We start from the raw sequence: 12,450 nt of genomic DNA on the forward strand, positions 1-12,450 counted from the left end.
CGGCACCATGGTTGCTGGGGTGGGCTGATACGTATAAGTATATGAAAAAGCCTGCTCTGATTACCAGAGCAGGCTTTTTTTTTTGCAAATTTGTTACTAATTCTTAATTGTATTCTTTTATTATCAAACGAAAAGGTTATGATGATGTTAGTTATGCAGTAAGGATATTGCAGTAACACTCGTTTTTAGGGAGGAAGAAATGCGAGTATTAAAATTTGGTGGTTCGTCATTAGCTGATTCAGATCGTTTTTTACGTGCCGCAGACATTATTGCCAATAATGCACAGCAACAAGAAGTTTCTGTCGTATTATCAGCGCCTGGAAAAGTAACAAATAAATTAGTTTCAGTGGTTGATAATCTTCTTACCAATGGTGAAGCAGAATTACAAATCTCAGAACTAGAATCTGTTTTTACTCAATTATTTAGTGGTATTTCTAACACCCTTCCACAAGTTGATCTTAAATTACTTGAAAATAAGCTGAAAGATTCTATTTCTCAATTACGTCAATATGCTCATGGGATCACCTTGCTTGGTATGTGCCCTGATAATGTATATGCAAAAATCATCAGTAAAGGTGAACGCATTTCTATTGTCATGATGAAAGCCGTATTAGAAGCAAAAGGTCAACCAGCAAGCTTAATTGATCCTGTTAAGTATTTATATGCGAAAGGCGATTACCTTGAAGGTGCGGTAGATGTTGATGTATCAACATTAAACTTTAAGAATGAACCATTGCCGCAAGGTCATGTAAATATTATGCCTGGCTTTACTGCTGGTAATGCGAAAGGAGAGTTGGTAACTCTTGGTCGTAATGGTTCTGATTATTCAGCAGCTGTACTTGCAGCATGTTTACGAGCTGAATGTTGTGAAATTTGGACTGATGTAGATGGTGTTTATAATTGTGACCCACGTTTAGTTGATGATGCTCGTCTATTAAAATCATTAAGTTATCAAGAAGCTATGGAGCTCTCTTACTTTGGTGCTTCTGTTCTTCACCCGAAAACTATCGCTCCTATTGCTCAATTCCACATTCCTTGTCTAATTAAAAATAGCTTTAACCCTCAAGGTGCAGGGACTCTAATCGGTCAAGATACTGGTGAAGATAATCTGGCTATTAAAGGCATCACTACACTCAATAATTTAACCATGGTTAATGTTAGTGGGCCGGGTATGAAAGGCATGGTTGGTATGGCAAGCCGTGTATTTGGAGCTATGTCGGCAACAGGTATCTCAATTGTCCTTATTACTCAATCCTCATCAGAATACAGTATAAGTTTTTGTATTGAAGCTGAAGACAAATGCAAGGCTGAGCAAGTACTAAGAGAAGCGTTTGAATTAGAACTTAAAGATGGCTTATTAGAGCCGGTTGAATTTACAGATAATGTTGCCATTGTTACTTTGGTTGGCGATGGTATGCGTACATCGAAAGGCGTAGCCTCTCAATTCTTTACTTCTCTTACTGAAGTTAATGTGAATATTATTGCCATCGCACAAGGATCTTCTGAGCGTGCGATTTCTGCTGTTATTCCTGAAGATAAAGTATCTGAGTCGATAAAAGCATGTCATGAAAACCTATTCAATAGTAAACATTTCTTAGATGTCTTTGTTGTTGGTGTTGGTGGTGTTGGTGGTGAACTAGTTGATCAAATCAAACGCCAACAGTCAAAACTGGCAGAGAAAGGCATTGAAATTCGAGTATGTGGTTTGGCAAACAGCCGAGGGTTGCTACTGGATAGCAAAGGTATTCCGCTAGAGGATTGGCGTGATCGCATGAGCAATACGTCTGAAGAATTTAGCTTAGCTCGTTTAATTGCTTTGGTTCAACGTAATCATATCATTAACCCAGTTATTGTTGATTGTACATCAGATCATGGTATAGCTGCTCAATACGTTGATTTCCTATCAGCTGGTTTTCACGTTATTACACCGAATAAGAAAGCCAATACGGATTCAATGGCTTATTACCATCAGTTACGTAACGCTGCGCGTGGTACTCGTCGTAAATTTATGTATGAAACAACGGTTGGTGCTGGCTTACCTGTTATCGAAAACTTACAGAATTTGATTGCAGCAGGTGATGAGCTTGAAAAGTTCAACGGTATCTTGTCTGGTTCTCTTTCTTATATCTTTGGTAAGTTAGATGAAGGTATGTCATTAAGCGAAGCGACAAACGTAGCAAAAGAAAATGGCTTTACAGAACCAGATCCTCGAGATGATCTTTCAGGGATGGATGTTGCACGTAAATTATTAATTTTAGCTCGTGAGTCTGGACTTGAAATTGAGCTGGATGATGTAGAAGTTGAGCAAGCATTACCTCCGGGCTTTGACGATTCAGGTACGGTTGAAGAGTTTATGGTTCGACTTCCTGAAGCGGATGCGTATTTTGCTGAGCAATCGGCTATTGCAGCAGAAGATGGCAAGGTATTGCGTTATGTTGGTGAGATCTTAGATGGCAAATGTAAAGTAAGAATTGTTGCAGTAGATGGCGATGATCCTATGTTTAAGATTAAAGATGGTGAAAACGCATTGGCTTTCTATAGCCGTTATTATCAACCTATCCCATTAGTATTGCGTGGTTATGGCGCAGGAACCGAAGTAACCGCTGCTGGCGTGTTCTCTGATTTAATGCGTACGCTTGGTTGGAAATTAGGAGTGTAAAATGAGTGTTGTTGTTTATGCTCCTGCATCAATAGGAAATGTCAGTGTTGGCTTTGATGTATTAGGCGCAGCAGTCTCACCTATTGACGGTACACTATTGGGTGATCGTGTTTTAGTTGAGCTTGGAAGTGAGGCATTTACATTAGCTACCGCTGGCAGCTTTGTGGATAAATTACCTGAAAACCCTAAAGACAATATTGTTTACGACTGTTGGTTTGTATTTTCTCGTGAATTGAATAAAAAAAATGTGGCATTAAAGAATGTTCACATGATTTTAGAGAAAAATATGCCAATTGGTTCAGGCCTTGGTTCTAGTGCTTGTTCTATTGTTGCGGCGTTAGATGCATTAAACCAATTTCACGATAACCCTTTAAATGACGTGGAACTATTGGCGTTAATGGGCGAAATGGAAGGGCAGATATCAGGTGGTATTCACTATGATAATGTAGCTCCATGTTACCTTGGTGGCTTACAGTTAATGGTGGAAGAGCTTGGTATTATTAGTCAAGAAGTTCCATGCTTTGATGAATGGTATTGGGTTATGGCTTATCCTGGAATTAAAGTATCAACCGCTGAAGCTCGTGAGATTTTACCTTCTCAATACCGTCGTCAAGATGTGATTGCACATGGTCGTAACCTTGCTGGTTTTATTCATGCTTGTTACTCAAAACAACCAGAACTCGCAGCAAAGATGATTAAAGATGTGGTGGCTGAACCTTATAGAGAGCGCTTGCTACCAAACTTTGCTAAAGCTCGTGAATACGCAGCATCAGCAGGTGCATTAACGACAGGGATTTCAGGTTCAGGACCGACACTTTTTAGTATATGCACAGATAAAGATGTAGCGGATAGGGTATCTCGTTGGCTACAAGAAAATTACGTTCAAAATAATGAAGGATTTGTTCATGTTTGTCGTTTAGATAAGCAAGGATCACAAGTGACAGGAAGTAAACTATGAAGCTGTATAACATAAAAGAAAATGATGAGCAGGTCTCTTTTGGCCAAGCGGTTCGCCAAGGTTTAGGTCGCAATCAAGGACTATTTTTTCCATCAGAATTACCTAAATTTGATGATGTTGATGCACTTCTTGCTGAGGATTTTATTTCTCGTAGTACTAAAATTTTATCTGCTTTTATCAAAGAGGAGCTGCCTCAAGATACCGTAAGAAGTATGGTTGAGAATGCATTTCAATTCCCAGCACCGATTAAAGCCGTTAAAGATGATGTCTATGCGTTAGAATTATTTCATGGACCAACATTAGCATTTAAGGATTTTGGTGGCCGTTTTATGGCTCAATCTCTAGGTGCTGTGACTGATAGCGATGAACAAATCACTATTTTAACGGCAACATCGGGTGATACCGGTGCGGCTGTTGCTCATGCATTTTATGGTATGGACAATATTAAGGTCGTCATTCTTTACCCGAAAGGTAAAATCAGCCCGTTGCAAGAGAAGTTATTTTGTACATTAGGTAAGAATATCCATACCGTTGCTGTTGATGGTGATTTTGATGATTGCCAAGCATTAGTAAAACAGTCTTTTGATGATGCAGAACTGCGTAAAGAAGTTGGATTAAACTCTGCAAACTCAATCAATATTAGCCGTTTGATGGCACAAATTTGTTACTATTTTGAGGCGGTATCTCAACTACCAAAAGAAAAACGTAATGATGTCGTTATTTCAGTGCCAAGTGGTAATTTTGGCAACTTGACTGCGGGATTATTGGCGAAATCATTAGGCTTACCTGTAAAACGCTTTATTGCTGCAACGAATGTTAATGATACCGTTCCTCGTTATCTTGAAACGGGTCAATGGGAACCTAAAGTCACGATCCCAACGATTTCAAATGCAATGGATGTAAGTCAACCAAATAACTGGCCTCGTATTGAAGAGCTATGTCAGCGTTTAGGATGGGGATTAGAAACGCTTGGTAAAGGTGCAGTTACTGATGAGCAAAGTGCTGAAACATTAAAAGAGATGAATCAAGCTGGCTATCTATGTGAGCCTCATGGTGCCATTGCTTATCGTATATTGAATGAGCAACTCTCTGACGGTGAAACTGGCCTTTTCTTATGTACAGCACATCCAGCTAAGTTTAAAGAAGTAGTTGAAGATATCCTAGGCAATGATATTGAGCTACCTGCTCCATTAGCCAAGCATAATGCGATGGAATTGTTATCTGAAGATTTAGATAATGATTTTGATGCACTTAAAGCAGTATTAAGAAAAGTTCAATAAGCACTAAGGTTGAAATAGATGAGTCTCTTTGGTTAATGATCAAAGGGACTTTTTTTATATGGCTAAAGTAATAATATCAATCGTAGTAAATAATTGAGCACCCTAGCAGTTAAATACTTACTGTGATTGGCATAAAAAAAACGGCACTCATGAGCATTGAGTGCCGTTTCGTATTTTTAAATCGACTATAAAATTATAGAGATTCAGTAAAAGTACGTGCGATAACGTCTTTTTGTTGTTCTGTTGTTAGAGAGTTAAAACGCACAGCATAACCAGATACACGGATAGTTAGTTGTGGGTAGTTCTCTGGGTGTTTAACAGCATCTTCTAGAGTGTCACGTTGTAAAACGTTAACATTTAGGTGCTGACCACCTTCAATTTTTGGTGCTTTTTCGATAGCTACATCACGGCTTTCGTACTCACCTAGTTCGCTTGCTGCGATAACTTGGTCAGCTTCAAAACCTGCTGTTGCAACAACACAACGTGCTTCGTTTTTCTCGCTATCTAGTAGCCAGATTGAGTTAAGAAGATCGTCATTTGCAGCTTTAGTAATTTGGATACCTGTGATCATTTTACTTTCTCCTAGTCCACTTTGTGGTTATTTTCTAAATATCTTATGGGTCACATTATATACATGATACCCTTACTTTGTATATTGATATATGTCAAAAAACTACAAAAACTTTCAATTAGTTCAGATTGAAAATCTTGTCCTAAATCAATAAAGTTCCATATATCTTGCTTGTGGCACGTTTTTTATGGTTATTGGTTTTGTTTGTCTTTTTCTATTTTGTAGTAAAATTACTACAAAATTAGCTATTTACCTCATTCGTGATTTATATAGCTAATTATGGGTAGGGCAGAGAAGTACTGACAAATAAAGTGTTTACCGTAATAATAAGACGAAATAAATTTTGAAAGGAAATAACAGAGATGAAATATATTGGTGCGCATGTATCTGCTGCTGGTGGTGTTGATCAAGCGCCAAAACGCGCTTATCAAATTGGTGCTAATGCCTTTGCTTTATTTACAAAAAACCAACGTCAATGGGTAGCAAAACCATTAACAAAGAAAATCATCTCTGATTTTAAGGCTAACTGTAAGCGATTTGGCTTTAGTAGTGAGCAAATACTACCGCATGACTCATACTTAATTAATTTAGGTGCGCCTGAAACTGAGAAGCTTGAAAAATCACGAGCGGCTTTTATTGATGAAATGGAGCGCTGTCATCAACTTGGTTTAACTTTATTAAACTTTCACCCAGGGAGTCATTTAAAGAAAATTTCAGAAGATGAATGTTTATCTTTAATTGCTGAATCGATCAATCTTGCTCATCAAGCGGTTCCTGATGTTGTTGCTGTTATTGAAAATACGGCAGGGCAAGGAACTAATCTTGGATGGAAATTTGAACAACTTGCTCAAATTATTGAACAAGTCGAAGATAAATCTCGAGTAGGGATTTGTATTGATACTTGCCACACGTTTGCTGCTGGATACGATTTAAGTTCAAAAGAAGCGTGTGAACATACTTTCGCTGAATTCGAACGTATTGTTGGTTTTCAATATTTACGAGGTATGCATATTAACGATGCAAAAATCGAATTAGGCAGTCGAGTTGATCGTCATCATTCGTTGGGGCAAGGAACGATCGGTTGGGATTGCTTTGAATATATTATGCAGGATGACCGATTTAATAATATACCGTTAGTTTTGGAAACGATTGATCCTGATATTTGGAAAGATGAGATAGCTCAATTAAGAACGCTAAGTGAGAAAAAGTAATGGGATTAACTTGGGACTCTATTATATCAGCTGAAAAAAAGAAGGCTTACTATCAATCTATGTCGGAAAAGATTGATGCCCAGCGCTCTCTTGGAAAACATATTTTTCCAAAAGAAGATCATATTTTTACTGCGTTTGATTTAACTCCTTTTAATGACGTTAAAGTGGTTATTCTTGGTCAAGATCCTTATCACGGAGAGGGGCAAGCACATGGATTGTCTTTCTCTGTGTTACCTGGAGTCAAAATCCCTCCCTCTCTACGTAATATGTATAAAGAGCTGGCTGAGGATATTCCTGGTTTTACTATTCCTGAGCATGGTTACTTAAAAACATGGGCAGAACAAGGAGTGCTGTTGTTGAACACGGTTCTGACTGTTGAGGAAGCAAAAGCTCATTCTCATGCCAAGTTTGGTTGGGAAACCTTTACTGATGCCATTATCAAAAAAATCAATGAGGATATGGAAGGCGTTATCTTTTTACTGTGGGGGGCTCACGCACAGAAAAAAGGAGCGAATATTGATACAAGTCGTCACTTTATTCTTCAGGCTCCACATCCATCTCCTTTATCAGCACATCGTGGTTTTTTTGGTTGTAAGCATTTTTCACAAACGAATGAATTGTTACGCCAACAAAACTTATCTGAAATCAATTGGGGATCGGTTACATTAAGTTAACTGGATAAAATTTGAACTAAATCCTGTGCTCTCATACTGATGATATACACTTATCTATTGTAATGGTTTACAAAGTAAAGGAGGACAGGATGCTTATTGAAAGTATTTATAAGGAGCATGGATACATAAATCGTATTGTGCAATTACTTGATAGTAAGTTGGAACGATTAGAGGATGAAAAAACAGTTAACTATAATGTAATTCGTGAAGGCGTTGATTATTTATCTTCTTTTGCTGAAAAAACTCATCATCCTAAAGAAGATATGATTTATCAATATTACATTGATCATTATGGTAAACATGAGGGGGTAAGTGACTTGCTTGAAGCGCACCATACTCTTTCACAAGATACTGAAGATTTCTCAATTACGATTGATATGATTCTAAATGATGCCATTGTGCCTAAAGACATATTTAAAGCTCATTTGAAGGCATTTACTAAACGCATAAAAGATCATTTAACACAAGAAGAGCAAGAGATTTTTCCTTTTTTAAAAGCGCACTTAACAACGGACGATTGGGATGCCCTTGAGAAAGGATGGAAAGAAATAGATGACCCTGTTTTTGGTGAGACCGTTGATAAACGTTATCGAGAATTAGCGAAAAAAGTTAGGTAAAGGTCATTTCATAAAAAAGGAGAGCGCTAGACTCTCCTTTTTTATTGATTATTTTAGATAAACATCGTCTAGATTGCCGTTGAAAAAAGGGTCGAGCTCTTTAAGTTCATGTAATAATTGACGACGATCTTGAATCTCTTCAATCTCACGCCATAGACGTTTGGCTTGCTTCTTTTTTGTCGTTGTTGTTTTCGTTGCTAATATATCGTTTAGTGTGTACCCATCCATAAGCACCTCATTTTATTAATTATTACAAAGAGTAAAACCATCCATTTAGCATGCTATTAAGTATCATAGAGAATAGATTATGACCTTGAACTGTTTCTCATTTGTTGATTTTTTATGAATTTTTTATGAGATAACGATCACTTAAATGCAATATATAGATAATTAATACTCAAAATGAGCGTCATAAAGGAATAAAAAATTAAAAGATAGCTAATTTTTTTGTGTTTGTTTTTTGTTAACGGGAGTGCCATTGGTTATCTGTCATCATTCGGTTTATTAGCAAACGTTTGGTTTGGTATGAAGATGCCGATTAAAAAACAATATCTAATATAGTAGTAAGTATCTTGTTGTTTTCTCTTAGGCATTATTTTTAATTACCTTTATTTACTGTTCATTATTCCAATCTAATTTTGTAATTTTGTTGATTGAAATGTCATTAATATGCGTATTATTTGTTGCTTTGATAGCGCTTTTTTCTGAAATTGTAGAAAAAGTGTCACCTTCAGAACATGTGTTTTCTATTGATTTTTTATTAAATACTGATCATCATTCAGCACGCCAATCTTAAGCATCATTAAATGCATAAATAATTCATGAAAGTGAATAAAGGGGTAATCCCATAATTAATAGAATGATAGTTTAAGGTTGGGACGAGAAGGGGACACTTAATGATATTAAGTGTGTATGTGTTTTTACGAATGTAACTGAGGGGGAAAAGTGGCAAGTCTTATTAATTTATTGAATGACCTATTATGGGGTTCAGTACTTGTATATTTATTAGTTGCTATCGGTATCTACTTCACTGTTCGATTGGGTTTTATTCAATTCCGTCATTTTGGACATATGTTTTCGGTATTGAAGGACAGTCGAAAGTCAGACACATCAGGTATCTCATCATTCCAAGCATTATGTACGAGCTTAGCGGCTCGAGTTGGTACAGGGAACATGGCAGGGGTCGCTGTTGCGCTTACCGCAGGTGGACCTGGTGCTATTTTTTGGATGTGGTTGATTGCGATGTTAGGTATGGCAACATCATTTGCAGAAAGCACATTAGCGCAATTATATAAAACCAAAGACGATGACGGTAATTATCGTGGTGGTCCTGCCTATTATATGGAGAAGGGACTTGGCATGCGCTGGATGGGCGTGCTCTTTTCAGTATTTTTAATCATCGCATTTGGTCTTGTATTTAACGCTGTTCAAGCCAACTCTATTGTTGGTGCAATGCAAACTGCATTTGGGTGGAAGCCTTTGTATGTTGGTATTGCGATTGTCATTTTATCTGCCGTTGTTATTTTTGGCGGATTTAGAACAATTGCACGTACTGCTGAAATTGTTGTTCCAGTAATGGCTTTAGCTTATTTGGCAATTGCTTTCTTTATCATGTTTACCAACATTGAAAAGCTACCAAGTGTCATTAGCTTGATATTCAAGAGTGCATTTGGCTTACAAGAAGCTGCCGCTGGTGGTTTAGGCTATGCAATAGCTCAAGCTATGATTAATGGTATTAAGCGTGGTTTGTTCTCGAATGAGGCCGGTATGGGGTCAGCTCCGAATGCTGCAGCATCTGCGACACCATATCCTCCGCACCCAGCATCTCAAGGTTATGTGCAAATGCTAGGTGTATTCATGGATACAATTGTGATTTGTTCTGCGACAGTAGCTATCATTTTAATGTCTGGTGAGTATGTTCCTCATGGTGAAGTCACGGGTATTGAATTAACTCAGTTAGCATTAACAAGTCAAGTTGGTGATTGGGGTGGTATTTTTGTTGCTGTAGCGATTTTCTTTTTCGCTTTTACTTCGATTATTGCCAACTACTCTTATGCAGAAACGAATTTAATCTTCTTAGAGCATAATCATAAAGCAGGCATTGGTATTTTCCGAGTGATCGTTCTGGGTATGGTAATGTTTGGTGCGTTATCCTCATTACCTACGGTATGGGCATTAGCGGATGTATCAATGGGATTAATGGCAATTGTAAACTTAATAGCTATCGCATTGCTGTCAGGAACCGTGATTAAGCTTGCTAAAGACTATAATAAGCAACTTAAAGAAGGTAAATTACCTACCTTTGATAGTAAAGATTATCCAGAGCTTCACTCGCAATTAGAGGAAGGGATTTGGGATAATACAAAAGAGCAAAAATAGTCATTGTTTTTGCCCATCAAATAAATAGATAAAGCCATGCATTCGAGCGTGGCTTTTTTTTATTTGAATCGTTAATATCTTGTATATATAAAAATACACAGGGATATCTTGCTCATGCTTATTGTGGTTTCTCCAGCAAAAACACTCGATTATGAAACACCGCTACCAACATCTGCTTTTACTCAACCTGATTTCATTTCAGATTCGGCTGAGTTAATTAAAGCATGTAGAACATTAACGCCTGTTGATATCGCTAAGTTAATGAAAGTAAGTGATAAAATTGCCAGTCTAAATGCTGTTCGCTTTGAAGAGTGGTCAACGACGTTTACTCAAGAGAATGCTCGACCTGCCTTATTTGCTTTTAAAGGGGATGTATACACTGGTTTAGATGCAAACAGTTTGAGCGAAAGTGAGATTGAATACGCCCAAACCAATTTGAGAATGTTATCTGGTTTGTATGGGTTATTAAAGCCGTTGGATTTAATGCAGCCGTATCGTCTTGAAATGGGAACTAAGCTTGAAAATGGACGAGGTTCAAACCTGTATCAATTTTGGGGGAGTTTAATTACTAATAAACTTAATCAAGAGTTAGAAGCTCAAGATTCTGAAATATTAGTTAATTTAGCATCTAATGAGTACTTTAAATCGGTTAAGCCAAAGGAGCTAAAAGCCGATATTGTTACTCCTGTCTTTAAAGATTGTAAAAATGGGCAGTATAAAATTATTAGTTTTTATGCGAAAAAAGCTCGAGGATTAATGGCTCGCTTTATTATTCAAAATAAGATTTCTAATGTTGAAGAGCTAAAGAGTTTTGATAGTGATGGATATTATTTTGTTGAGGCGGAATCTACGGCGACTACGTTAGTCTTTAAGCGAGAAGAACAGAATAAATAACCCCATATTTCAACAAATAAAATGTCAACAAAGTGTTTCATATTTGTACCTAACTAGTTATATTAACTAGGTGGTTGTAATTTAAACTTTTTCAGCTTCTTATAGAAGAGAAAGTCGTGAAATAATCTGGTTTTTAAATGGATTTTACCCCCAAGTTAACATAGAAAGTGTTAAAATCGGCGTAATGTCAAAATAATGGCAACCCTCTCAATTTTTTGAGAATAACTATAAAAGGACAAATCAAATGGCAGATCAAGGCGCTGTAACTGATTTAGCTACAACTGGTGTAGCTAATTTAGAGCATTGGCTAACAGATAATACTGAATTGTTTATTACTTATGGTGTAAACATTATTTCAGCTCTCGCGATTCTTTTTATCGGTAACATTATCGTTAAAAAAGTAGCGAACAGTGTAAGTAACGTACTTAAAAAGAAAAAGATGGATAAAGCGGTTGTTGACTTTGTTCACACTCTTGTTCGTTACCTTTTATTCATCATCGTATTAATTGCTGCATTAGGTAAAGTTGGCGTACAAACAGCATCGGTTGTTGCTGTGATTGGTGCGGCTGGTTTAGCGGTTGGTTTAGCGCTTCAAGGCTCTCTATCAAACTTTGCAGCTGGTGTATTGATTGTTGCTTTCCGTCCATTTAAATCTGGCGATTATGTTGAGATTGGTGGTGTTGCGGGTTCAGTTGATTCAATTCAAATTTTCCAAACGATCCTAACTACACCTGATAACAAAATGGTTGTAGTACCAAATGGTGGTGTTATTGGTAGTCCAATTACAAACTATTCTCGCCATGCAACGCGTCGTGTAGATCATGTTATTGGTGTTTCTTACAGTGCGGATCTGAAGAAAACAAAAGAAGTCATTACAAAAGTACTTGAGTCAGATCCTCGTGTATTGAAAACACCAGCTCCAACGGTTGGTGTTGTTGCTCTAGCTGATTCATCAGTGAACTTTGTTGTTCGTCCATGGTGTAAAACTGCTGAGTACTGGGATGTTTACTTTGATACGCTTCAAGCGATTAAAGAAGGCCTAGATAACGAAGGTATTGAGATCCCATTCCCACAAATGGATGTTCATTTAAATAAAGTAGATTAATTTTTTATTTAAATCAAAATATTAAATGCTACCTTCGGGTAGCATTTTTTTTGCCTTAACATGCATAATGATAAGGAATTATTTGCTGTTATTAGAGTCATA

11 protein-coding genes and 1 other annotated feature (1 of these 12 running past the window's edge) are annotated in these 12,450 nt (G+C 37.1%); of the genes, 9 read left to right on the forward strand and 2 right to left on the reverse strand.

Going from position 1 to position 12,450, the window contains the following annotated elements; genetic code table 11:
* Window positions 1-83, forward strand: a sequence feature (Thr leader region) (it extends 34 nt beyond the left edge of the window).
* A 116-nt stretch (window positions 84-199) separates the two neighbouring features.
* From thrA to thrC, 3 genes are read left to right on the forward strand one after another with little or no spacing between them, the layout of a single operon-like run.
* The gene (thrA, locus tag HC728_RS05660) at window positions 200-2,659 is read left to right on the forward strand and encodes a bifunctional aspartate kinase/homoserine dehydrogenase I (RefSeq protein WP_190395195.1); all 2,460 of its coding nucleotides are present in this window, start codon (window positions 200-202) and stop codon (window positions 2,657-2,659) included.
* Between the two features lies 1 nt (window position 2,660).
* Window positions 2,661-3,617 (forward strand): homoserine kinase, encoded by a 957-nt coding sequence (gene thrB / locus HC728_RS05665; protein ID WP_190395196.1) that lies wholly within the window; start codon window positions 2,661-2,663, stop codon window positions 3,615-3,617.
* On the forward strand, window positions 3,614-4,897 hold the full coding sequence (gene thrC, locus HC728_RS05670) for a threonine synthase (protein WP_017019070.1): 1,284 nt from the start codon (window positions 3,614-3,616) through the stop codon (window positions 4,895-4,897). Before thrB ends, thrC begins: the two co-directional genes overlap by 4 nt.
* Before the next feature lie 193 nt (window positions 4,898-5,090).
* Here thrC and grcA read toward each other — a convergent pair whose 3' ends face one another.
* The gene (grcA, locus tag HC728_RS05675) at window positions 5,091-5,468 is read right to left on the reverse strand and encodes an autonomous glycyl radical cofactor GrcA (RefSeq protein WP_005420764.1); all 378 of its coding nucleotides are present in this window, start codon (window positions 5,466-5,468) and stop codon (window positions 5,091-5,093) included.
* Window positions 5,469-5,830: 362 nt separating this feature from the next.
* Here grcA and nfo point away from each other — a divergent pair, with 362 nt between their 5' ends.
* From nfo to HC728_RS05690, 3 genes are all read left to right on the forward strand, one after another.
* The gene (gene nfo, locus HC728_RS05680) at window positions 5,831-6,679 is read left to right on the forward strand and encodes a deoxyribonuclease IV (protein WP_065639998.1); all 849 of its coding nucleotides are present in this window, start codon (window positions 5,831-5,833) and stop codon (window positions 6,677-6,679) included.
* The gene (gene ung / locus HC728_RS05685; RefSeq protein WP_065597577.1) at window positions 6,679-7,353 is read left to right on the forward strand and encodes a uracil-DNA glycosylase; all 675 of its coding nucleotides are present in this window, start codon (window positions 6,679-6,681) and stop codon (window positions 7,351-7,353) included. Before nfo ends, ung begins: the two co-directional genes overlap by 1 nt.
* An 89-nt stretch (window positions 7,354-7,442) precedes the next feature.
* The gene (locus HC728_RS05690) at window positions 7,443-7,970 is read left to right on the forward strand and encodes a hemerythrin domain-containing protein (RefSeq protein WP_065597576.1); all 528 of its coding nucleotides are present in this window, start codon (window positions 7,443-7,445) and stop codon (window positions 7,968-7,970) included.
* Between the two features lie 48 nt (window positions 7,971-8,018).
* Here the strand turns inward: HC728_RS05690 and HC728_RS05695 are convergent, their stop codons facing one another.
* Window positions 8,019-8,198, reverse strand: a complete 180-nt coding sequence (locus HC728_RS05695; RefSeq protein WP_005420756.1) for a DUF3545 family protein — start codon at window positions 8,196-8,198, stop codon at window positions 8,019-8,021.
* A 717-nt stretch (window positions 8,199-8,915) separates the two neighbouring features.
* Between HC728_RS05695 and HC728_RS05700 the strand changes: the two genes are divergently transcribed.
* The 3 genes from HC728_RS05700 to mscS all read left to right on the forward strand — a co-directional run bounded on the left by HC728_RS05700 (window position 8,916) and on the right by mscS (window position 12,348).
* Window positions 8,916-10,349: a sodium:alanine symporter family protein gene (locus tag HC728_RS05700; protein WP_065597575.1), complete on the forward strand. Its 1,434-nt coding sequence runs from the start codon at window positions 8,916-8,918 to the stop codon at window positions 10,347-10,349.
* A gap of 114 nt (window positions 10,350-10,463) precedes the next feature.
* A complete protein-coding gene (gene yaaA / locus HC728_RS05705) occupies window positions 10,464-11,243 on the forward strand; it encodes a peroxide stress protein YaaA (protein ID WP_054775655.1) in 780 nt (259 codons plus the stop codon).
* 244 nt (window positions 11,244-11,487) lie between these two features.
* Window positions 11,488-12,348, forward strand: a complete 861-nt coding sequence (gene mscS / locus HC728_RS05710; protein WP_005420749.1) for a small-conductance mechanosensitive channel MscS — start codon at window positions 11,488-11,490, stop codon at window positions 12,346-12,348.
* Window positions 12,349-12,450: the final 102 nt, after the last annotated feature.

It is taken from the genome of Aliivibrio sp. S10_S31, from assembly GCF_014694495.1.
GTDB classification, from domain to species: Bacteria; Pseudomonadota; Gammaproteobacteria; order Enterobacterales; family Vibrionaceae; genus Aliivibrio; species Aliivibrio fischeri.